The sequence below is a fragment of the Endozoicomonas sp. 4G genome (assembly GCF_023822025.1).
GTDB lineage: Bacteria > Pseudomonadota > Gammaproteobacteria > Pseudomonadales > Endozoicomonadaceae > Endozoicomonas_A.
The window spans coordinates 3968406-3990941 of the sequence record NZ_CP082909.1; the positions used below are offsets into that span (position 1 = coordinate 3968406).

Here is a 22536-nt window from a genome sequence, read left to right on the forward strand (position 1 = left end):
CCTGGGTCCATTGATTCTGAAGACTAGCCTCTATTGCTTATTAGTGTTCATGTTTGAGATTTACCCAATCATTGCTCTTTTTTGATACGACAACCACCGGGGATCTCAATGGTAAGATCACTTTTGGCATAGCAGCAGCAGGGCAGGATTTTCCCATCAGGGACAAAGGCGATGGGCTCTGCAAAGTATTCCACCTCTCCAGCCACCAGCTGAACCTGACAACTGCCACAGAATCCCTCACGACACTGGTATTCAATCTCCACCTTTTGAGACTCAAGTGCTTCCAGCAGGTTGAGCTCACTTCTGGGGATAAAACTGAAACCGTCCAGTATCTTGACGATATGGGCCATGAGGGTCTCCTGATCAAATTCTTACAATGAGAAGTTGCTGAAGTCATCAGTCTGGACTTCGTTATCAATCTGCCCAACCAGGTAGGAGCTGACTTCCACTTCCTGAGGTGCAACCTGGACAGCATCGCTGTTCAGCCAGCTGTTCATCCAGGGCAGAGGGTTCTGGCGGGATGGGAAAGCCGGTTCAAAGCCCAGGGTCGCCATTCTCTGATTGGTAATGTATTCCACATACTGGCTGAGAATATCCTTGTTTAGGCCAATCATTGAGCCATCCTGGAACAGGTATTCAGCCCATTCTTTTTCCTGTTCAGCGGCAGCAATAAAGATCTCTCTGGCTTCTGCCTTGAGTTCAACAGCGATTTCAGCCATTTCCGGGTCGTCTTTACCTTCGGCCATGATCTGCAGCATGTGCTGGGTACCGGTCAGGTGCAAGGCTTCATCACGGGCAATCAGCTTGATGATTTTGGCGTTGCCCTCCATGGTGGAACGTTCGGCAAAAGCAAAGCTACAGGCAAAACTGACGTAGAAACGTATGGCTTCCAGCACGTTAACAGAAACCAGGGTCAGGTAAAGTTTGCGCTTCAGATCCCTGACGGAAACATGCACTGCTTTACCTTTGACTTGATGAGTGCCTTCGCCCAACAGGTTGAACTGGCTGATGCTTTCAATCAAATCATCGTAGTAACAGGTGATGTCCGCCGCCCTTTTGACAATGGCCTCGTTATTAACAATGTCATCAAACACCACGGAAGGCTCGGTGATAATGTTGCGAATAATATGGGTGTAAGAGCGAGAGTGAATCGTCTCACTAAAGGCCCAGGTCTCAATCCAGGTTTCCAGCTCAGGCAGGGAGACAATAGGTAGCAGGGCGACATTGGGTGAACGGCCCTGCACCGAGTCCAACAGGGTCTGATATTTAAGGTTACTCAGGAAGATATGCTTCTCATGCTCTGGCAGATGAGCAAAATCACTGCGATCGGTGGACAGATCCACTTCTTCCGGACGCCAGAAAAATGAAAGCTGTTTTTCGATCAGCTTTTCAAAGATCGGGTGTTTCTGGACATCATAACGGGAGACATTAACACCCCGTCCAAAAAACATGGGTTCCTGGGTGGCATTGAACTTTTCTTGGTTGAAAGTCGAGTAGCTCATGTTTTCTCTGCTTCTGGGCCAGGAAGATCCGGCCTCGTCCAGTTGCTGTTAACTCTGGTGGCTCTTTTGAATTTTAAGTGGGACACTGTGCCTGTGCCCCGGTTCCGACTTCCGTCAAATTTTGCAGGCGCCGCCTGCACAACCGTCATCCGCTTCTTCCTGAGTGTCTGACGCGCCATCACGGGTGTTGTGATAGTAAAGGGTCTTCACTCCCAGTTTGTAGGCGGTCAGAAGATCCTTGAGAAGGAGCTTCATAGGTACTTTGCCACCTTCGAAACGGGCCGGATCGTAGTTGGTGTTGGCCGAAATGGTCTGGTCAACAAACTTCTGCATAATCGCCACCAGCTGGAGGTAACCGTCGTTACTGGTGATATCCCAAAGCAGCTCATAGTTGTTACGCAGCTCTTCGAAGTCCGGCACCACCTGCTTCAGGATACCGTCCTTGCTGGCTTTGACACTGACAAAGCCCCGGGGTGGTTCAATGCCGTTGGTCGCGTTACTGATCTGCGATGAAGTCTCGGAAGGCATCAGGGCCGTCAGGGTTGAATTACGCAGGCCGTGTTCCTTAATCTCGCTGCGCAGGGCTTCCCAGTCCAGGTGAAGTGCTTCGGTGCAGACTTGATCCAAATCCTTCTTGTAGGTATCGACAGGCAGGATACCCTGAGAGTAAGTGGTCTCATGGAACTTGGTGCAGGTGCCTTTTTCTTTTGCCAGCTGGTTGGACGCTTTCAGCAGGTAATACTGAATAGCTTCAAAGGTTTTATGGGTCAGGCCATTAGCTGAACCATCAGAATAACGAACACCATTTTTGGCCAGATAATGGGCAAAATTAATCACCCCAATCCCCAGGGGACGACGTGCCATGGTGGCATTGTAGGCCGCTGGCAGCGGGTAATCCTGATAATCCAGCAGGTTATCCAGCGCCCGGACCAGCAGCTCACTCATCTCTTCCAGTTCATCGAGGCTATCCAGCTTACCCAGATTGAAGGCTGCCAGAGTACACAGGGCAATTTCACCGTCCTCATCCAATACGTGCTTGAGTGGCTTGGTGGGCAGGGCAATTTCCAGGCAGAGGTTGCTCTGGCGAACCGGCGCTACGGTTGGGTCAAATGGGCTGTGCGTGTTGCAGTGATCAACATTCTGCAGGTAAATACGACCCGTGCTGGCACGCTCAGAGGCAAACAGGGAAAACAGCTCGACGGCTTTCAGCGTTTTCTTGCGGATGTTCGGATCCTGCTCGTACCTGGCGTACAGTGCTTCAAACTTTTCCTGATCGGCAAAGAAGGCGTCGTACAGGCCCGGAACATCCGTCGGTGAGAACAGAGAGATGTTGCCACCGGTGATCAGGCGCTGATACATCAGGCGGTTAAACTGAACACCGTAATCCAGGTGACGAACACGGTTTTCTTCAACCCCCCGGTTGTTCTTCAACACCAGCAGATTCTCAACTTCGTAATGCCAGATGGGGTAGAACAGAGTCGCTGCGCCACCTCGAACCCCGCCCTGGGAGCAGGACTTAACCGCTGTCTGAAAATGCTTGTAAAAAGGAATACAGCCCGTATGGAAAGCCTCGCCATCACGGATCGGGCTACCAATGGCACGAATACTACCTGCATTGATACCAATGCCGGCTCGCTGGGAAACGTATTTAACAATGGCGCTGGAGGTTGCATTGATAGAGTCCAGCGAGTCACCACATTCAATCAACACACAGGAGCTGAATTGACGGGTTGGCGTGCGAACACCGGCCATAATCGGTGTTGGCAGGGAGAGCTTGAAGGTAGAGACCGCTTTGTAGAAACGCTCGATATAATCCAGACGGGTCTCTTTCGGATAACTGGCAAAGAGGCAGGCACCGATCAGCATATAAAGCATCTGGGGGCTTTCATAGTATTCACCGGTAACCCGGTTCTGAACCAGATACTTGCCTTCCAGCTGTTTAACAGCAGCGTAGCTGAAATCCATATCGCGATTATGATCGATAAAGCCATTCATGGCATTGAAATCAGCTTCGCTGTAGTCATGAAGAAGATGGGCGTCATACTTCTTCATTTCTGTCAGTTTGACAACGTGGTCGTGGAGCCCAGGAGGCTCGAACTGACCGTACGCTTTTTTACGCAGATGGAAGATAGCAAGGCGTGCTGCCAGGTACTGGTAGTCAGGAGCCTGTTCGGAAATCAGGTCAGCTGCGGATTTGATCAGCGTCTCGTGGATATCCGTGGTCTGTATACCATCGTAGAACTGAATGTGTGATTTGAGTTCAACTTCGGAAACGGAAACGTTACTCAGTCCTTCAGCAGCCCAGGTGATCACCTTGTGGATCTTTTCCAGATCCAGCTGCTCCTTGTCTCCGTCGCGCTTGGTGACCAGGATATCTTTGTTCATTAAAAGCCCTTACCAGTAAAAAAAACTAAAACTCAAGATATTATGTTTTTATGTTCCGGCCACCACTAAATGCCAGCCCCTGTCTTGGGTACAAGAGTCGTGTCGCAGAGGGTAAAGCCGAGAGAAACCTGCAGGTCATTAACCCTGCAGTAAAACCGTCTCGAAGAGGTGAGTTCAGGAGCCAGATGCCGTCCTGAGTGACCTGTCAGCTCTTCTTCCCTGATACTGCACTAATCGCGCCACAAATCCTTTCGTTAGCGACTTCACAGATGCTGCCCTTGAGTCAGGTACGCTGTCCTGTGCCGGTACCTGCGCTTACATCTATTTCTACAGTTTACAGCGAGCATTCAACACAAGATATTGTGTGATGATCTTATATTTACACAAGATAATGCGCCATCAGCAGAAATTCAAGTCAGTAATTCGGTGGAAAAATTGTGTATAACTTGTGAATTTTTCAAAGTGTTAGTGCTTGCAAACAGCCTGACCGCTTTTACTGTCACGACCTTCAGTATTCAACAGATTTGCCGACGCAAGCCAGACTCTATATATAATAAAAAATTATAAATAATTATAAATTAATAACAAAAAAAGTATTCAGAAAGAGCACACCAAAATAGTGCAACTCACGATACACAGTGTTTTAGAAATACCCATTTTTGGGTCGAAAAACGACCTTTTGTGGAATTTACAGGTCATGTAGGGACTCCAACGCCATGCTGTAGTAGTATCCGTCACCTGAGCCTGACAATTGCAGTCAGGCATGTGGTCTTCATTTTTTATAATCGTTGGAAGTTTGGCTGTGGAGAATTCAGAAACAGGTCGGATACTGATTGTTGAGGACGATGAGCGGCTGGCCACACTCACCCGGGACTATCTTGAGAACAATGGACTCTCGGTCTCAATAGAAGGTGATGGTGGCAAAGCGGTTGCGCGCATTCTTGAAGAGCGCCCGGATCTGGTGGTGCTGGATCTGATGCTGCCGGGGGAAGACGGTGTTTCCATCTGTCGCAGGGTTCGTGAGCACTACACCGGACACATTCTTATGCTGACCGCCAGAGCCGACGACCTGGATGAAGTACTGGGGCTGGAAATGGGAGCAGACGATTACGTTGCCAAACCTGTACGCCCCAGAGTGCTATTGGCCAGGATCCGGGCCTTACTGCGCCGAAACCAGCCGCCCCTGGAAGAACAGGGAGAAGAAAACAACAATCGCCTGACCTTCGGCCCACTGGCAGTGGATAACTCCATGCGGGAAGCCTGGCTGAACAATATCAGCGTGGAGCTGACCAGTGCCGAGTTTGATCTGCTGTGGCTGCTCTGTTCTAACGCGGGCCGGGTTTTGAGCCGGGAAGAAATCTTCTCTCAGCTGCGTGGTATAGAGTACGATGGGCAGGATCGTTCCATTGATGTTCGGGTATCCCGTATCCGACCCAAGATTGGTGATGATCCCATGCACCCCCGTCTGATCAAGACCGTTCGCAGTAAAGGCTACCTCTTCGTTAAAAGTGAATAACAGCCTTGAGCCAAATTAAGCTCTTCAAGTAGAGAAGCCTGTGAGTAGTATTTTCTTACGTATATACGGCGGGCTCCTGTTTACGCTGGTGCTCGTCGCTGTTCTATCGGGTATTTCCGTCACGCTGATCAATGGCATGCGACAGGCTGAGTATCGTGAAGATATGGTCGGGGGCACCTTTCGTCTGATCGCTGAAACAGTGGCAACACTGCCCGAAGCTGAACGAAAACTCTGGCTGGAAGATTGGGGGAAGCGTCTTGCCATTTCCTTCGAGCTGGTCAGCCAAGAAGATTCAGGCCTCAATCAGGATCAGCTTGAGTCCCTGAAGTCCAAAGGCATCAGGGTTCGTATGCTCGACCAGAGCAAAGCGCTGGTTATAACCCCTCTTGAGGGAGACACCCTTCTGGAAGGTGTGGTGTCGTCTATATCAGAACAGACCGCCAGTGGCACCCTCAGCCTGCTTAAAGCTAAATTAATGCGCTTTCCCGAGGCACACAGAGCAGAAAAGCTGAAAGAACTGTCTGCCACCTTCAGTTATCCTGTCCACTTGGTAGAGCCCTATCAAACTCGACTATTGCCCATTCAGCGGGAACAGCTTCAAAAAGGCAGTATGATGATGCTGTTGGATGATGAGGCACAAACGGTCTCTATCTACACCAGCCTGCCTGACGAGTCCCGACTGATCCGAATGGGCCCTTTGGGACTGCTGAACCCCTACCCTTTCAAGCTGATGCTAACCATTGGTTTGTTTGTGCTGACTTCCCTGAGTCTGGCTATTTACATCCTGGTTCGAGGAATGGAGAAACGCCTGCGCAAACTTGAAAGGGCAGCAACACGCTTCAGCCGGGGCGACTTTGATGTCCGGGTCTCTTTGCATGGTGCCGACTCTATTGGTCGTCTGGCCCGGGCATTTAATGCCATGGCAGGTCATATCCAGCGACTGTTAAGCCTGCAAAAAGAAATGATCAGGGGTGTTTCTCACGAATTAAGAACCCCCGTAGCCCGGCTCAGGTTTGGCCTGGATCTGGTGGCTGATGCACAGACGCGTGCAGAAAGAGATCATCAGTTAGAAGGCATGGATAAAGATATTCAGGAACTGGATAACCTGGTGGATGAAATCCTGACCTATGCCAATCTTGAGCAGGGTGCGCCAGAGATTCGTTTTAAACGACACGATGTCGACAAAGTCATTAGTCAGGTTGTGGATGAGCACAAGCGCCTGCAGGATCGTGTGGCGATTGAGCATATTCCCTGCAATATACTGGATCCACGTCGTTTTGCTGACATTGATCGCCGCTATATGCACCGGGCTATCCAGAATCTGGTGGGTAATGCCTGTCGCTATGCAGACAGTAAACTGGAAGTCCGGTTTTCTGCAACGCAGGACACTTGTCGTGTTGATGTAGACGATGATGGCCCAGGCATCCCGGAAGATCAGTGGGACCGGGTTTTTTCCGCATTCTCAAGACTGGACGACAGCCGCACCAGAAAATCAGGCGGCTACGGTCTGGGACTTTCCATCGTCAGACGAATTATGTATTGGCATAATGGCCGGGCAATGGTCAGTCACAGCCCTCTGGGCGGCGCCCGATTCAGCCTGGTCTGGCCTCGCAAACAGAGACGCTAATTAACGGCCGGAAGAATCCCCGATAAGGTTTTAAAGCAGGTCTCCCTGGCAGTTTCCAGAAAGTCGGCAACGTAAGGTTGCTCTTTCTGTTCCACCCGGATGCCTGCGTAAAGAGTTGACCAGAGGCCCTCTCTTCCCAACTTTCTGGCTGCTACATGGTTTTTTTCAAGGTATTCCGCCAGGGCCCAGTCTGGCAGCGCACACACACCACGGTGACTAGCCACCAGTTGCAGCATCATCAGAGTCAACTCAACCGTTCTGACCTGACTGGGCTCTTTGTTTTCCGGATCCAGAAAACGATTGAAGATATCAAGCCGGTTATGGTCAATGGGGTAAATAATCAGAGTTTCTGTTTCAAGATCAGCAGGTTCAACCCACTCTTTTTGCAACAAAGGATGCAGTCTCGATAGAGCCAGTAGCATTTCATAACGAAACAGCGGGATATACGTCAGACCGGGAATATCTATTGGATCGGAAGTAACCACCAGATCCAGTTCTCCCCTGGCCAAGGCGGGTAAGGGGGCAAAGTTGAAGCCGGTGGCAAAGTCCATCTCCACTTCCGGCCATTGCTGGCGATAAGCGTCAATGGTCGGCATTAGCCACTGGTAGCAACTGTGGCATTCAATAGCAATATTGAGGCGCCCGGACTCACCTCCTGCCAGCCTGAACAAGTCCTGTTCAGCCTGCCTTAGCTGAGGCAGAAGGTCATCGGCCAACTGCAGAATGCGCAAACCGGCTGATGTAAACCTGGGAGGGCGGGTTTTACGGATAAACAGCTCCATGCCGATCCGGGCTTCCAGCTCCTTGATCTGATGAGACAGAGCAGACTGAGTCAGATACAGACTTCTGGCAGCTTCCACCAGGCTGCCGGTCTGCCTCAGGGCATTCAGTGTTTTCAGATGCCTCAGCTCCAAACCTATGTTTGTGGTCATGATGAACAATGTTTTATATAGAAATTTATTTTCACAAGATTATCAATTTTATTCACTTTCATCATTAGAAAAATGAGTTTGATTCAACTTCCTTCGTAAACCAAACTGATACCCCATGGGCGGCAGAATCATTTTTTGTGCTGCGGGTCATGAATAATTTTCTCTATCTGAATAACAAGAGTGAATACTCTGGGAATCCGATTATGGCAATCTCACACAGTGGTGGTTTTCCACGCATTGGTGCTCATCGCGAGTTGAAAAAAGCACAGGAAGCCTACTGGAAAGGTGAGCTGAGTAAAGAAAAGCTGCTAGAGGAAGGCAAACGCCTCAGGCAGCAGCATTGGGCTCTGCAAAAACAAGCCGGACTGGATCTGCTCCCGGTCGGGGATTTTGCCTGGTACGACCAGATGCTAAATCACTCACTCATGCTGGGAGCCGTGCCGACCCGATTTGGTACCGACTCAGACTGTGAGGACATTGATACGCTGTTCCGTATGGCCCGTGGCAGAGCCCCCAGCGGCAATCCGGCAGCAGCCTGTGAGATGACCAAGTGGTTTGATACCAACTATCACTATATCGTTCCTGAGCTGCATAAAGGCCAGACCTTAAAACTGTCGTCTACAGAAATCATTCGTGAGACCCGTGAGGCGCTGAATGCCGGGTTTAAGGTCAAGCCGACACTGATAGGCCCACTGACCTGGCTATGGCTCGGGAAGGTTAAAGGAGAGGCCTTCAATCGCCTGGAATTACTGGATGATGTAATAGAAGTCTATGGACAGGTACTCAACGAGCTGGCCAAACTGGGAGTTGAATGGGTTCAAATGGATGAACCCGTTCTGGTGCTGGATCTTCCTGCCGAATGGCGCCAGGCCTTTGAGTCCACCTACAACAGGCTGCAAGGCAAGGATCTGAAAATCCTGCTGGCGACCTACTTTGGCGGCCTCAACGGCACAACGACGACCGTGGTTAATTTACCCGTTGAAGGTCTGCATATTGACCTGGTTCGTGATGCTGAACAACTGACGGGGATTCTTGATCGACTGCCTTCCTACAAAGTACTTTCAGCCGGTGTCGTGAATGGCAGAAATGTCTGGAAGGCCGATATTCGCTCTATTGTCGGTAAACTTCAGGAAGCCAGTGAACGTCTGGGTGATCGCCTCTGGATTGCACCCAGCTGCTCACTGCTGCATACACCCGTTGATCTTGAGTGTGAAACGGATCTGGACGATGAATTGAAATCCTGGCTGTCCTTTGCCGTTCAGAAGTGTCAGGAAGTTGCCACCATAGCCCAACTGCTTTCGGGTGATCAGAGCCCTCAGGCTCAAGCACTTCTGGCTGCTTCAGATCGGGCAGTTGAAACCCGGAGTCAGTCATCCAGAATACACAACCACACCGTTCAAAGCAGGGTTGCTGGTATCAGTAATGGCGATGACCAACGTCATCTGCCTTATAGTGAAAGGGCCGCTCTTCAGGCATCCAGGCTTAAATTGCCGTTATTTCCTACTACCACCATCGGCTCTTTTCCACAGACGGCTGACATAAGAAAACAACGTCGTTTATTTAAAAAAGGCGAGCTGAGTGAAAATAACTATGTAGCAGCCATGCAGAAAGAAATTCAGGACACCGTTGCCAGACAGGAAGCACTGGGGCTGGATGTTCTTGTTCATGGCGAAGCCGAACGTAATGACATGGTTGAGTATTTTGGCGAACAGCTGGACGGCTTTGCCTTTACTGGCAATGGCTGGGTTCAGAGCTACGGCAGCCGCTGTGTCAAGCCTCCCATCATCATTGGTGATGTTTCCAGACCCAAACCTATGACAGTAGACTGGAGTCGTTTTGCCCAGGACCAGACCAGTAAGTGGATGAAGGGCATGCTCACCGGCCCGGTCACCATCCTCTGTTGGTCTTTCCCCCGGGAAGATGTCGATCGAAGTGTTTCCTGCCTGCAACTGGCGCTGGCGCTCAGGGATGAAGTCGTGGATCTGGAAAAAGCGGGCATTGGTATCATCCAGATTGATGAACCAGCGATTCGCGAAGGTTTGCCCTTGCTTAAAAAAGACTGGCCGGACTACCTGAACTGGGCAGTACAAAGCTTCAGGATTGCTGCCAGTGGCGTTCAGAATGAAACCCAGATTCATACCCACATGTGTTACAGCGAGTTCAACGACATCATTGAATACATTGCAGCAATGGACGCTGATGTGATCACCATTGAGACCTCCCGGTCTGATATGGAGTTACTGGATGCTTTTGAGCAGTTTGAATACCCCAATGAGATTGGCCCCGGAGTGTACGATATTCACTCCCCCAATGTTCCTGAGTCTCAGTGGATGAAACAGCTGATGAAGAAAGCTGCTGAAAAAATTCCACCGCAACGTCTATGGGTCAACCCGGACTGCGGCCTTAAAACCCGGGACTGGCCCGAGGTGGAAGCAGCCTTGGGCAATATGGTCCAGGTGGCCAATGAGCTCAGGGATGAACTGGGAAGCTGAGCAAAAATAGGCGAGGATGGCTGAACATTAACCCTCAATAAGCCAGCCTTGCCTGAGAGCCTGATCGAGTTGACACAAATCAGGCTCTCTAATTTCATATTTTTTTCAAATATCTTACTTCTTTCTCTGATGCTGACCCGACTCTCACCCTCCCAGAAAAATCATTAAAAATCATCAGGTTAACAAAAAACGATTCGATCAAAATATCCTGATCTGCTGGTATCAAAATCCGAACAATATTCGAATTTCAATTAACAGCAATCTCTATCTTGACTCAACACTTTTAAACAGGGATATTTCGTACTGCCGTTTCAAATATCCGTTTTAAAAGGTCGTCTAAAACGTCATTCCAATAATCGGGTATTGATCAAGCGACAACCAAAAGTCCTAATAAGCATAAATAGACTAGTGGCCTTTCGACCAGCGGACCTGAAAAGACTCGATAAGAGCAAACAACGTTCGCAATCAGGTCGGCTCGTATCACTTGTTAATGGAAAAGCAGCCTTTTCTTTGTAACAGGGAGCCACCACAGGTCTTGCCACCATCAGGAGTTATAATGAAAAGCCACAAAGGTACCTCACCCTTTTCCCTCTCGCCATTGGCTGTAGCTTCCGCTTTGGCTGTTGCTCTTTCAGCAGGTCATGCCGTAGCCGGTGGTTTTGAAAAAGCGACACTCTGGGACGCCGAGTACAGCGCACTGGCGGGTGCCGCTGCGTCTTCTGTCGATGATTCCAGTGCAATCTTCTTTAACCCGGCGGGTTTGGCTTTTGCCGAATCCAATGATGTTGCTTTGCATCTTTCTCCTACCTGGACGCAGACCAGTGCTCCTGCGGGTGGTGTTGAGACCTATATTGAAGGTGAAAAAAACTTTGTCCCTTCTGGCGGCCTGACAGGTCTGTTCAAACTAAACGACAAACTCACCATGGGTTATGGCGTTTATGCTGCCGGTGGTGCTGGTGCCAAGTATAAGGATGTGACAGTTGGCGATACGTTTAGCTTTGGTCCAATTAGCGCCAGCTCAATCACAGGTGACTACTCTACCGACATCAAAGTTGTTGAAGCGGGCCTGGGGTTAGCCTATCGCATCAACAACAACTGGTCCGTTGGAGGTACTTATCGTCTAACTTATGCTACGGCTGATATCAATCTGCTGGCGACCCAGAACGTTGGTGCTGGCAACGTTGGAGCTTCTGTTGGCTACAACGACATGAGCGGCTACAACACCTTCGGAGTGCGTTTGGGTGCCATGTACCGCTCTGACGACAACCGCTGGGGCTGGGGTATCAACTACCGTTCTGGAGTTGATATTGAAGCGGATGGTGATTACAACTATCGGGACGGCACCGGCGCAACCGTTAAAGGTGATGCCACTGCAGAAACATCACTACCCATGCAGATCTCTTCCGGTGTTGATTTCCAGGTTGCTCCAGACTGGACGGTGTTCGGTGAAGTCACGTATTCCCAGTACAGCAACAACGAACAGATCAAATTTACCACCGATGATGCCAACCTTGAGTTAAAGGTACCGGCAATCAACTCCAACTGGGAAGACCAGTATAACTACCGCATTGCTGCCGAATACACGGGTGTTGATAACTGGGTCCTGAGAGCGGGTTACATTTATACAACAGCCGTCGTACCCGAAGAGTATGCTGCCCCCACCTTCTCGACTCCAGCCGCTGCTAACACCTTCACTCTGGGTGCGGGAACCAGCATTATGAATGGACAGGTGGACCTCGATTTTGCTGCTGTCTACGACACCGTTAAGAATGACGATGTAGAAGGCGGTGGTCAGCTGACCAGCACGACTCAATCTTACGCGGGTAAGTATGAAGCCAGCTCTTACTCTTTCCATGCTTCTGCGACTTACCGCTTCTAAGGCAATTTTTTTTCAGTAACACCACCCCAAAAGGCTACTGATCGAAAGATCAGCGGCCTTGTTTCTTTTTAATCAAAACACTTTTCTGAAACACGCCTAAAAATATCATTTTTAATAACCATTTAATTACAAAACCACAACAGAAATTCCTAATAAGCATAAATAGACTATGCCGCCATTCGACCACCCTCAGGCCTTGCCATCATCAGGAGTTGTAATGAAAAGCCAGACACATTCCCCCCGTTTTTTCCTTTCGCCATTAGCCGTAGCCTCTTCTCTGGCGGTTGCCTTTTCAGCAGGCCAAGCGGTTGCCGGTGGTTTTGAAAAAGCGACATTCTGGGATGCCGAGCACAGTGCACTGGCGGGGGCTGCGGTTTCTTCTGTTGATGATTCCAGTGCCATCCTCTTCAACCCGGCGGGTATGGCTTTTGCCGAGTCCAATGATATTGCCCTGCACGTTTCTCCGACCTTTAACGCGGCCAACGGTCCTGCGCAGGGTAACAATACCTTTATTGAGGGTGAAACCAACTTTTCTCCTGTTGGTGGCCTGACCGGTCTGTTCAAACTGAACGACAAATTCACTATGGGTTACGGTGTTTATGCTGCTGGGGGTTCTGCTGTTAGCTATAAAGATGTGACGGTTGGCGATAAGTTTAAATTTGTGGGAAAAGAAGTTAACCCGATCACAGGCGACTACTCCACTGATATCAAGATTCTTGAAACAGGTCTGGGATTATCTTATCGCATTAACAACAACTGGTCCGTTGGAGGTACATATCGCCTGACTTACGCTACCGCTGATCTGAATATGCTCGCTACCCAAGAGATTGCTGGTAACAAAGCTGGTGCTTCTGTTGGCTATAACGAAATGAGTGGTTTTAATACCTTCGGTGTCCGTCTGGGTGCTATGTACCGCTCTGACGACAACCGTTGGGGCTGGGGGATCAATTACCGTTCTGAAGTGAGTATTGAAGCGGATGGTGATTACAACTACCGGGACGGCAGCGGCGCTACCGTTACAGGTAATGCTACCGCGGAAACAGCTCTACCAATGCAGATTTCTACTGGTATCGATTACCAGGTAACCCCACACTGGACCCTGTTTGGCGAAGTCACCTACTCTGAGTACAGCAGCAACAAACAGATCCAGTTTACCTCTGATGATGTCAGTGAGCTGGCTGTTCCGGCAATCTACACAAACTGGCAAGACCAGTACAACTACCGCATTGCCGCCGAATACACCGGCATTGAGAACTGGGCCCTGAGAGCCGGTTACGTTCATACGACAGCTGTTGTTCCTGAAGAATATGCTGCGCCGACCTTCTCTACACCAGGGGGGGCTCACACTTTCACTGTGGGTGCCGGAACCCGTATTCTGGATGGCAAGGTTGATCTGGATTTTGCTGCTGTCTACGATACCGTCAGCAATGACGATGTAGAAGGCGGTGGTCAGCTGACTGATACGACTACTGCTTACCCGGGTAAGTACGAAGCCAGCTCTTATTCCATCCACGCTTCTGCGACTTACCGGTTCTAAATACGGTCTCTATTGGGCTGTCGCAAAACTCTGGTTCCCATGCTCCAGCATGGGAACGAGGGGGTTGTATGCATATCAAGGCTTGGTTGCACTAGTGACTGAGAATCTGCCCCAAAAACGCTTGGGTACGTTCAGACTCAGGGCTGTTAAAAAAGACATCCGGCGTCGCCTCTTCCACGATCTGCCCCTGATCCATAAAGATCATCCGGTCCGCCACCGTTTTTGCAAAACCCATTTCATGGGTCACGCAGATCATGGTCATGCCTTCGTTGGCCAGCTCGATCATAACATCCAGTACTTCCTTGATCATTTCCGGGTCCAGTGCCGACGTGGGCTCATCAAACAACATGATTTCCGGATTCATGCAGAGGCTTCGGGCAATGGCTACCCGCTGCTGCTGACCTCCTGAGAGCTGTCCGGGATATTTATCCGCCTGATCGGGAATACGGACGCGCTCAAGGTATTCCATCGCCGTTTTTTCTGCGGCTTTTTTACTGGTTTTCCTGACCCAGAGCGGTGCCAATGTGCAGTTTTCAAGCACCGTCAGATGAGGGAACAGATTAAACTGCTGAAACACCATCCCCACTTCACGACGCACCTTCTCTATATTTTTCAGATCCCGGGTCAGCTCGGTGCCATCGACAATGATCTGGCCTTGCTGATGCTCTTCCAAGGCATTGATGCAGCGAATCAAAGTCGACTTACCTGAGCCGGAAGGCCCACAGATCACTATCTTTTCGCCGCGCAACACATCCAGATGAATATCTCTTAATACATGAAAGCTGTCGTACCATTTGTTGACCCCATTCAACCTGATCACAGGATTTCCTGGGGCTTTGACTTCCCGGACTGTCTTATCCATGGAGACCTCTCATTTTCATTATTCTTAATTAATGCTTTTCCAGACGCTGGCTGTACCTGGACATACCAAAGCAGAACAGCCAGAACACAAATCCGGCAACAAGGTAACCTTCTACGGCAGTGCCCAGCCACTCGGGATCATTCAGGCCCGCCTGAACAATCGAAAGCAAATCAAACAGGCCAATAATCAATACCAGACTGGTGTCTTTAAACAGAGCAATAAAGGTATTGACGATGCCGGGAATAACCAAACGCACGGCCTGGGGCAGCACCACCAGCAACATACTCTGCCAGTAACCCATTCCGAGGCTCTGGCACGCTTCTACTTGACCTTTTGGAATGGCCTGCAGGCCACCTCGCACCACCTCGGCCATATACGCCGACTGGAACATAACAATCCCGATCAAAGCCCGCACCAGTTTGTCGAAAACAATTTCTTCCGGAACAAACAGTGGCAGCATCACCGACGCCATAAACAACACAGTAATCAGCGGTACACCACGCCAGAGTTCAATATAAGCCGTACAAAAAGTCCGAACGACTGGCATGGAAGAGCGCCGACCCAGAGCCAGCAGAATGCCTGCCGGTAATGATGCCAGCATGCCATAAAGCGCCAGCACCAGAGTCACCATCAAGCCACCCCACTGGTGGGTTTCCACCACGGGCAAGCCGAAGAGACCGCCAGACAGTACCAGCCAGGAGGTGACCGGCAACACCAGTAACCCCACCCCCAATGCCAGTTTCTTGCCGGGAATCGCCGGAATCATCAGCCAGGCCAGAATCAGGGCTAATTGCGCAAAAAACAGATTGACCCGCCAGATTTCACTCTTTGGGTAGAAGCCATAAATAAACTGATCCAGTCGTGCCGTGACAAAAGCCCAGCAGGCACCTTCGACGTTACAGGCGGCACGGTTTTCACCGGTCCAGGTGGCGTCCATAACCGCCCACTGCCACAGAGGAGGAATAATCAGATAGAGCCCGTAAATAAGGGTCAATGTCATCAGTGACTGAAAGGGCGTCGCAAACAGTTTCTCCCGCAGCCAGCCGAAAACGCCCCTTGAGTTAACCGGGGGCTCTCTGGCAGGAATCATTTTTTGTGCCATCGTCGTGTTTTTCATAAACAGAGTCCCTAACGCGCTTCCAGCGTTACCCAGCGGTTATAGAGGTTCATCAGGACAGAGACGGTCAGACTGATGGTCAAATAAACGGCCATGGTCATGGCGATCACCTCCACCGCCTGACCGGTCTGGTTCAGTGTGGTTCCGGCAAAGACACTGACCAGATCCGGGTAGCCTATAGCCGTCGCCAGTGAAGAGTTCTTGATCAGGTTCAGGTACTGATTGGTCAGGGGCGGAATAATCACCCGCATGGCCTGGGGAATCACCACCAGGCTCAGCACTCTGCCGGGCTTGAGACCCAACGCCGCTGCGGCCTCTTTCTGACCTTTGCTGACCGACTCAATACCAGAGCGAACGACTTCGGCAATAAACGCCGCGGTATAAATACTCAAAGCAAACCAGAGAGCCACCAGTTCAGGTATTAAGACCAGGCCGCCAGAGTAATTAAAACCTCTTAATGCCGGTACCTCCCATTGCAACTGGGCATCCACCAGAAAGCTGGTCGCCAGGGGAATCAGAACAATCATTGCAGCCATTGCTACTTTGATAGCTAATTTGATAAAGAGCAGCGTTTGCCCGTTGTTTTCCTGATGTTGATGGTTACGTACCCATGAGCGCATAAACCATTTCAACACCAACACAACAGCAAGACACGCCACGAACACCCAGGCAACGGTCACCATGCCAGCATTCAATTCGGGCCAGGGCAGAGAAATTCCACGAACGTTAAGAAAGATGACATCAAACAGACTGATGCTTTGACGGGGGCTGGGCAGAACACCCAGAACCGCAAAGTACCAGAAGAAAATCTGCAGCAGCAGGGGAACATTCCGGAAAATCTCAATATAAACACTGGCCAGTTTCGACAGCAGCCAGTTAGAAGAGAGTCGGGCAATACCGATCAGAAATCCAAGAACGGTGGCAAAGATAACGCCCAGAAAAGAGACCAGCAGAGTATTGAGCAAACCCACCAGAAACGTTCTGCCAAAACTATAACTCTCGTCATAGGCCACCAGCGTCTGGATAATGCCAAAACCTGCGGATTGGGATAAAAAATCAAAGCCGGTACTGATGCCTCGTTGTTCCAGATTCGACAGGGTATTATTAACCACCCAGGCAACCACTGCCACCACGGCAAGAATCAACAGAACCTGAAAAAAAACAGCCCGCCAGAGGGGGTCTCGCCAGAGTTTTACAACCATAAGGTGCCTTTTATCCGCCACGAAAAATCCGTCCATGGCTTTTTATTCTTCAAATTTTATTCTTACATTTTATGGTGCTGTGGTCGTCTATTTGGCGTTAGGGCTGACAGCCTGATTCGGGCCGTCAGCCTTTCAAGACGCTTAGCGGAAAGGAGGTGCGTAGAGAATGCCGCCCTGACTCCACTGGGCATTGAGACCACGCTCAATCTTCAGGGAAGAAGCCTGACCGATATTACGCTCAAAGACTTCACCGTAATTACCCACTTGTTTCACTACCTGATAAGCCCAGTCATCCTTGAGGCCCATGCCTTTGCCCTTGGGACCTTCAATGCCCAGGAAGCGGCGAACGGAAGGATTGCTTGAGGACTTGTTCTTATCAATATTGTCCGAAGTCAGGCCCAGCTCTTCGGCATTAATCATGGCGAACAGAGACCACTTTACAACGTTGAACCATTGGTCATCGCCCTGACGAACCAGTGGCCCCAGAGGCTCTTTTGAAATGACTTCAGGCAGAACAACGGCCTGATCGGGCTTCGACAGACGCAGCCTCAGAGCGTAAAGCTGGGATTGATCGGACGTGAGGACATCGCAACGGCCTGCATCAAAACCTTTGGCGGTACCGTCGGCGGTATCAAAGACAACCGGCTGGTATTTCATGCCATGGGTACGAAAATAATCAGCAAGGTTCAGTTCAGTGGTGGTACCGGCCTGAATGCAGATCGCAGCACCGTCCAGTTGTTTGGCGCTGGTCACACCCAACTCTTTTTTCACCAGAAAGCCCTGGCCATCGTAATAGCTGACACCGGCAAAGTTAAGACCCAGGGCGGCATCGCGGGTGAGTGTCCAGGTGGTATTTCGGGAAAGCACGTCGATTTCACCGGACTGCAGAGCGGTAAAACGTTCCTTGGCGGTCAGGGGAATGAATTTAACTTTGGCAGCATCACCCAGTACCGCAGCCGCCACACCACGGCAAACATCCACATCCATGCCGGACCACTGCCCTTTCTCATCGGGTGTCGCAAAACCCGGCAGCCCCGTATTTACCCCACAACTCAGGTAGCCTTTGCTTAACACGGCTTCCAGAGTATTAGTGCCGGTCTCGGCCTGGGCACTGGCCGCTGCCAGCATAAAAACAGGTGCCACCCATTTTTTGAGTTTTCTGATCATGCTTTCGATCCTATTTGTTATTGTTTCTATTACTTTATTTTTCAGCAGGCATCTGATACTCAGAAAACCTTACCGACATTGGCTAGAACTAACAACCCCGGCAACGGATAAAGCGCTCAGGAATTCAAACCGTTCCACACGGCCCTCTTTGTGTTAAACTCTGGCCAATTTTTCTACCTGAACTCCCGTGAAAGACTGGCAGTCACTGACTCCTGCCCTTTTCATGCCGCTACTTTTCATGTCACTACTGAGCGACCCATGACCGAGCAACTGAGCGAATATTACAAAGCCATCCTTGAATCCCTGGGGGAAGATATTCACCGGGATGGCCTGAGAGACACCCCCAAACGTGCCGCCAAGGCCATGCAGTTCCTGACTCGCGGTTATGAGCAAAGCCTTGAAGATATTGTCAACAATGCGGTGTTTGAATCCAACATCAGCGAAATGGTAGTGATCAGGGACATTGAGCTGTACTCCATGTGCGAACACCATATGCTGCCCTTTATTGGCAAGTGCCATATTGGTTACATCCCCGATGGCAAAGTACTGGGCCTGTCCAAGTTTGCCCGCATTGTCGATATGTTTGCCCGTCGTCTGCAGATTCAGGAAAACATGACCAAGCAGATTGCCGATGCCATTGTTGAAGCAACGGGTGCAAAAGGAGTGGGGGTGGTTATTGAAGCCCAGCACATGTGCATGATGATGCGCGGTGTCGAAAAACAGAATTCCTCCATGACCTCTTCTGTCATGCTGGGCCTGATGCGTGAAAACCAGCCTACCCGGGAAGAGTTCCTGCAGTTTATCCGCAACAAATAAACCGCTGTGTTATAAAGGGAGCCTTGCTGGCTCCCTTTTTCAGGATCATCGTTTTTCCTCAACGAGGACTTGAGAGGAATATTTTCTTGCTTGATGTGACTTTTACCCGACACACCGGACAATCCTTCTCGTCCTCTACAAATAGCTCAACACAATTCCTGCATAAACCAGCGTGCCCACAAGGCAGTAATGCGATCACTTCTTCCAATGGTTCGGTACAAATCACACATTCCGAGGGGGCTTTTGCGTTACCTCCGACGGCTCCAGCCTCCTCCGTTACATTCCGGTTTGCCAATTCCTGTCGTAGTCGGGCTATCAGTTCATTTTGTTGTTGAATGACTGTAGCCGGGTCTCGATGCCCGGAATTCCGTTCTTGACCAGAAGCCTGAGGCGCAACTTGATACTCCAATTCCCGCCGATTGCCCCGACCTACAAAATAATAACCCGATTGGCTCAGTGTTTCATTCCGGTCTTGTACCGGTCCTGACGAGAAATGTTGAATGAATATAACCGGATCTTGACGCTCGGAATTCGGATCTTCACCAGAAGCATGATAGCCCCATTGGTCCTGGGTTCGGTTCACGTTTGATGTCGGTTCTGACGGGAATTCTAATTCTACAGGTGGTCTTCGGTTAATACCCAAATTCGAACGGTCCAGATTTTCTTCCGGTTCTGACGGGAATGTTACAGGCTCAGGTGTCAGGTCAATATCCAAAATAGCCTGCGTAAACTCTTGCATACCCCCTGCGGTAAAAAAGACCTGAGGTACAGGGGATAAATGTCCAGCGGGGAAAAAGCCAACCAAATTCCAGTAGATAGTGGCCATAATCTCGTAAGGTAAATATATGTGCAGCAAAGTTTCCAGTGTCGTCGGCCATTCCATCCCTAATCTAATGCTATCGAAAGCGGCTGATGCCATTGCCGTTAAGCCAATTAGAAATGCTATTTCCGTGTCCAATCCGGCTGCTATGAATTGACTGGCCATGTTTTGCGATGAACGGTATTCACTGATATTTTCAGAAAACGATCCGAGAAAAAATGCCCGATTGAAGCTTGTTACGGTATAACTGTTACGCATCACAGTAAAGTAGTTACTAAAGTCACTGCCAGAAAGAAAATGAGGACCAAGAAAACTTAGCAGCATCAGGACTAAGTTGTTATTAAGACCGACATGATTTGACTGGCTTGCTACCGAGCCTGAAGAGAAATAATTGTGATACGGATTCCCCCCGCCATGCCTCGTTTCTGACGAAAAAAAATGGTAACTATTCAGCACCCAGCAAAGGATGACCGCAGTAATTCTTCATGGCTATAAGCAGGGCTTCGAAAACGTTCTGACCCTGCTTTCTCGCCGATGAAACATAACTCCGTATCCGGCAATACCATTTCGCTCCTTTCTTGCTTCTGATACAACCCGATATTTTTTGCTTCACCTTGCCATTTCTTATGTCTCGTTCACTGCCATTATTGTCGAAGGGGATGTTGAGGTCGGTCATGAATCTCAAGGTTTCGTCCTTGAACTCCACCAACCGCTTAAACAGGTTGAAGGCTTTGGTATTTTTGACTTTGTCACGACCCAGCCGTTGCCGTACTCGTTCCATATACTCAGCCTCTTCAGCCAGCGCTCTTCTCGCTGTCCGCTCGAACAGTGAGGCAATGCGCTGGTAAATCACTTCTGGCATAGCCTTCATGCCAATCTTTCTGAAACCGTTGCTGAGATGGCAGGCCAGTCTCAGCAACCGTTGCAAACGTGCGGCAAGATGGTTGCAGTCCCTGTCAACAACACCCTGTAACTCTCTCAGGTGATGGGCATTGCAGAGGGCATGAAGTGCGGCATAACGGAAGTAAGCCTTATAGTGGTCATGAACTAATATTCCAGCAAAGGCCAGTAAGATGCCCATGGACTCTATGGCGGAGTGACCTCGACTGGGATCAAGGTGATACATCGTCCATTTTTCAGTACGAAGGACATGCATCCACCATAGCGCCCCGGCTACTCTCATGCCTGTTTCGTCAGCACCGGCAATGGGTTCTACCTTGAGGGCATCGGCAATAGCCTGTTCGGTGCTGGCTAACTGGTTATAAGCCTTTTCCTGGAAGGTGCAGATAGAACCCGGGCTAACCTCTAACCCGAAAATATCCATGAAGAACTGGGAAGCACGCTTGTAAGGCACCAGCTGATACTGGCAAAGATACACGGCCAGTGCCTGAGTAACAGGCCCATACTGCACATGAGAGTCTACGCCTTCAGGGAAGCTGGCCTGCGTTACATGACCGCAGCTACACTTTTTGACCTCTGCTACATGAGCAGTCACTTCAAAGTGACCAAAACGACCAGGTTCAAACACTTGTCGTTCAACCCGCTTAACCGTTTTTTCCGAACGCAGCGAGCAACCGCATTTTTCGCAGTCAATGACAGGGTGGTAGTGGGTATGCTCTGCTTTAGCAGCTTGTCGAAGCGTAGAACCTTTGTGACCTTTCTGGCCGCCAGGCTTACGACCTGACTTCTTTCGTAAGCTTTTTGGGTTGGGTTTTTCGTCTTTTGGGTCGCTCTCCGTCGCCTCTAAAGAGTCCTTTGCTTTGGCGTTGGGTTTTGCATATCCATCCGAGGATGGAGGCTTGCTGCTGTTACGGCTGTTGGTATTGAGTCTAGCTGAGAGTTCTTTGTTCTCCGCCTCCAGCTTTGCCCCTTGCTGGCTCAGCACGGTCACCTGCTCTTGCAGTTCATTCACAACGGCAAGGAGGGCGACAATCATCTGAAATTCGGGAGTAAGCTGACTCATAGCGGCATACGACCAGGAAACTGTACTTCAGGGTGGCACAAAATCACGAAAATACCAGTCGATTACAGGGGGGGGCTGAATAGTTACAAAAAATGTTCAAAGAGGCTTTGTGCTGCTACGCTAATTAGCCGTTTATTGTCGGGGCTTCGTGCATTGATCTGATTTATATTGATAGTGAATATATGATGTATGAGTCTCAGCATTCTTTGACTGCGAATCTTTTTATCATGAGTATCAGCCATGTGCACATAATTAAAATAAAGCCAACCCAGGCGTCTAAAGTCTTGCTCATTAACCTCGTAGTCCCCAAGGGTTTCAAATCGCCCATCGCCAGATAGCTCGTCAGAGGTTAAATTCAGTCTGACAAAGCCAATACGGATGTTTTCAAGTGGGTTCTGACCTAAGAACGCTGCCAGGTTATTGGAAGGCGGGTTCGAGTTTGTCTTGTAATGCTCGCGAAATGCTTCGAGGTCGTAGATGTCGTTTGCCAGCCCCTGCTGATAAAAAAACCATAATACTGAAAACAAAAGCGTCTTTAAGGCACATTGTATCGTCATGTTTTCACCTGCATTCGTTAACGCAGCTGCAGTACTATTAATGAGCTTCGTGTGAGCTGCACATACCTGTATAGTATGTTTGACCGTCGTCTGCAGATTCAGGCAAAAGAGAGCCTTGCTGGCTCTCTTTTTCAAGATCATGACAACGGACGGCTAAATGTT

Annotated in this window: 17 protein-coding genes; 6 read left to right on the forward strand and 11 right to left on the reverse strand. The window is 49.8% G+C overall.

Annotated features, from left to right (window positions below; genetic code table 11):
* Positions 1–68: 68 nt before the first annotated feature.
* The 3 genes from yfaE to nrdA form a co-directional block, all read right to left on the reverse strand.
* Positions 69–350 (reverse strand): class I ribonucleotide reductase maintenance protein YfaE, encoded by a 282-nt coding sequence (yfaE, locus tag K7B67_RS15435; protein WP_252176784.1) that lies wholly within the window; start codon positions 348–350, stop codon positions 69–71.
* 21 nt (positions 351–371) lie between these two features.
* Entirely contained in the window at positions 372–1502 is a 1131-nt protein-coding gene (nrdB, locus tag K7B67_RS15440; protein WP_252176785.1) for a class Ia ribonucleoside-diphosphate reductase subunit beta, read from the reverse strand.
* A gap of 114 nt (positions 1503–1616) precedes the next feature.
* Positions 1617–3887, reverse strand: a complete 2271-nt coding sequence (gene nrdA / locus K7B67_RS15445) for a class 1a ribonucleoside-diphosphate reductase subunit alpha (RefSeq protein WP_252176786.1) — start codon at positions 3885–3887, stop codon at positions 1617–1619.
* 796 nt (positions 3888–4683) lie between these two features.
* On the opposite strand from nrdA, the gene K7B67_RS15450 reads away from it, so the two are divergent.
* Together K7B67_RS15450 and K7B67_RS15455 are read left to right on the forward strand one after the other, a co-directional pair.
* Positions 4684–5403, forward strand: a complete 720-nt coding sequence (locus K7B67_RS15450) for a response regulator transcription factor (protein WP_276576704.1) — start codon at positions 4684–4686, stop codon at positions 5401–5403.
* 40 nt (positions 5404–5443) lie between these two features.
* Positions 5444–7030 (forward strand): ATP-binding protein, encoded by a 1587-nt coding sequence (locus tag K7B67_RS15455; protein ID WP_252176788.1) that lies wholly within the window; start codon positions 5444–5446, stop codon positions 7028–7030.
* On the opposite strand, the gene K7B67_RS15460 is transcribed toward K7B67_RS15455, so the two are convergent.
* Positions 7027–7962: a LysR family transcriptional regulator gene (locus K7B67_RS15460; RefSeq protein WP_252176789.1), complete on the reverse strand. Its 936-nt coding sequence runs from the start codon at positions 7960–7962 to the stop codon at positions 7027–7029. The two genes, K7B67_RS15455 and K7B67_RS15460, sit on opposite strands and share 4 nt — an antisense overlap.
* Before the next feature lie 203 nt (positions 7963–8165).
* On the opposite strand from K7B67_RS15460, the gene metE reads away from it, so the two are divergent.
* The 3 genes from metE (at position 8166) to K7B67_RS15475 (ending at position 13870) form a co-directional block, all read left to right on the forward strand.
* Positions 8166–10454 carry a 5-methyltetrahydropteroyltriglutamate--homocysteine S-methyltransferase gene (gene metE, locus K7B67_RS15465; protein WP_252176790.1) on the forward strand — a complete coding sequence of 763 codons (2289 nt, stop codon included), beginning with the start codon at positions 8166–8168 and terminating at the stop codon, positions 10452–10454.
* A gap of 556 nt (positions 10455–11010) precedes the next feature.
* Positions 11011–12333 (forward strand): outer membrane protein transport protein, encoded by a 1323-nt coding sequence (locus tag K7B67_RS15470; RefSeq protein ID WP_252176791.1) that lies wholly within the window; start codon positions 11011–11013, stop codon positions 12331–12333.
* Between the two features lie 217 nt (positions 12334–12550).
* Positions 12551–13870, forward strand: a complete 1320-nt coding sequence (locus tag K7B67_RS15475; RefSeq protein ID WP_252176792.1) for an outer membrane protein transport protein — start codon at positions 12551–12553, stop codon at positions 13868–13870.
* A gap of 91 nt (positions 13871–13961) precedes the next feature.
* Here K7B67_RS15475 and K7B67_RS15480 read toward each other — a convergent pair whose 3' ends face one another.
* The 4 genes from K7B67_RS15480 to K7B67_RS15495 all read right to left on the reverse strand — a co-directional run bounded on the left by K7B67_RS15480 (position 13962) and on the right by K7B67_RS15495 (position 18179).
* Positions 13962–14732, reverse strand: coding sequence for an amino acid ABC transporter ATP-binding protein (locus K7B67_RS15480; protein ID WP_276576705.1), 771 nt, complete (start codon positions 14730–14732; stop codon positions 13962–13964).
* Between the two features lie 28 nt (positions 14733–14760).
* Positions 14761–15834 (reverse strand): amino acid ABC transporter permease, encoded by a 1074-nt coding sequence (locus K7B67_RS15485; protein WP_252180589.1) that lies wholly within the window; start codon positions 15832–15834, stop codon positions 14761–14763.
* Between the two features lie 26 nt (positions 15835–15860).
* Positions 15861–17087, reverse strand: a complete 1227-nt coding sequence (locus tag K7B67_RS15490; RefSeq protein ID WP_252176793.1) for an amino acid ABC transporter permease — start codon at positions 17085–17087, stop codon at positions 15861–15863.
* Positions 17088–17192: 105 nt separating this feature from the next.
* Positions 17193–18179: an amino acid ABC transporter substrate-binding protein gene (locus K7B67_RS15495; protein WP_252180590.1), complete on the reverse strand. Its 987-nt coding sequence runs from the start codon at positions 18177–18179 to the stop codon at positions 17193–17195.
* 297 nt (positions 18180–18476) lie between these two features.
* On the opposite strand from K7B67_RS15495, the gene folE reads away from it, so the two are divergent.
* Complete coding sequence (folE, locus tag K7B67_RS15500; protein ID WP_252176794.1) at positions 18477–19034, forward strand: GTP cyclohydrolase I FolE; 558 nt, start codon at positions 18477–18479, stop codon at positions 19032–19034.
* A gap of 58 nt (positions 19035–19092) precedes the next feature.
* Here the strand turns inward: folE and K7B67_RS15505 are convergent, their stop codons facing one another.
* The 3 genes from K7B67_RS15505 to K7B67_RS15515 form a co-directional block, all read right to left on the reverse strand.
* Positions 19093–20178, reverse strand: a complete 1086-nt coding sequence (locus tag K7B67_RS15505; RefSeq protein ID WP_252176795.1) for an RING finger protein — start codon at positions 20176–20178, stop codon at positions 19093–19095.
* A 121-nt stretch (positions 20179–20299) separates the two neighbouring features.
* Entirely contained in the window at positions 20300–21817 is a 1518-nt protein-coding gene (locus K7B67_RS15510) for an IS66 family transposase (RefSeq protein WP_252176796.1), read from the reverse strand.
* A gap of 83 nt (positions 21818–21900) precedes the next feature.
* A complete protein-coding gene (locus K7B67_RS15515; RefSeq protein ID WP_252176797.1) occupies positions 21901–22515 on the reverse strand; it encodes a hypothetical protein in 615 nt (204 codons plus the stop codon).
* Positions 22516–22536 lie beyond the last annotated feature (21 nt).

What these genes read in the sequence shown, in the direction of transcription:
- metE (WP_252176790.1), top strand. Translation starts at nt 8,166, where the DNA reads ATGGCAATCTCACACAGTGGTGGTTTTCCACGCATTGGTGCTCATCGC.
- K7B67_RS15515 (WP_252176797.1), bottom strand. Translation starts at nt 22,515, where the DNA reads ATGATCTTGAAAAAGAGAGCCAGCAAGGCTCTCTTTTGCCTGAATCTG.
- yfaE (WP_252176784.1), bottom strand. Translation starts at nt 350, where the DNA reads ATGGCCCATATCGTCAAGATACTGGACGGTTTCAGTTTTATCCCCAGA.
- nrdA (WP_252176786.1), bottom strand. Translation starts at nt 3,887, where the DNA reads ATGAACAAAGATATCCTGGTCACCAAGCGCGACGGAGACAAGGAGCAG.
- K7B67_RS15480 (WP_276576705.1), bottom strand. Translation starts at nt 14,732, where the DNA reads ATGGATAAGACAGTCCGGGAAGTCAAAGCCCCAGGAAATCCTGTGATC.
- nrdB (WP_252176785.1), bottom strand. Translation starts at nt 1,502, where the DNA reads ATGAGCTACTCGACTTTCAACCAAGAAAAGTTCAATGCCACCCAGGAA.
- folE (WP_252176794.1), top strand. Translation starts at nt 18,477, where the DNA reads ATGACCGAGCAACTGAGCGAATATTACAAAGCCATCCTTGAATCCCTG.
- K7B67_RS15490 (WP_252176793.1), bottom strand. Translation starts at nt 17,087, where the DNA reads ATGGACGGATTTTTCGTGGCGGATAAAAGGCACCTTATGGTTGTAAAA.
- K7B67_RS15470 (WP_252176791.1), top strand. Translation starts at nt 11,011, where the DNA reads ATGAAAAGCCACAAAGGTACCTCACCCTTTTCCCTCTCGCCATTGGCT.
- K7B67_RS15495 (WP_252180590.1), bottom strand. Translation starts at nt 18,179, where the DNA reads ATGCTGGCAGCGGCCAGTGCCCAGGCCGAGACCGGCACTAATACTCTG.
- K7B67_RS15510 (WP_252176796.1), bottom strand. Translation starts at nt 21,817, where the DNA reads ATGAGTCAGCTTACTCCCGAATTTCAGATGATTGTCGCCCTCCTTGCC.
- K7B67_RS15505 (WP_252176795.1), bottom strand. Translation starts at nt 20,178, where the DNA reads ATGCTGCTAAGTTTTCTTGGTCCTCATTTTCTTTCTGGCAGTGACTTT.
- K7B67_RS15475 (WP_252176792.1), top strand. Translation starts at nt 12,551, where the DNA reads ATGAAAAGCCAGACACATTCCCCCCGTTTTTTCCTTTCGCCATTAGCC.
- K7B67_RS15485 (WP_252180589.1), bottom strand. Translation starts at nt 15,834, where the DNA reads ATGGCACAAAAAATGATTCCTGCCAGAGAGCCCCCGGTTAACTCAAGG.
- K7B67_RS15460 (WP_252176789.1), bottom strand. Translation starts at nt 7,962, where the DNA reads ATGACCACAAACATAGGTTTGGAGCTGAGGCATCTGAAAACACTGAAT.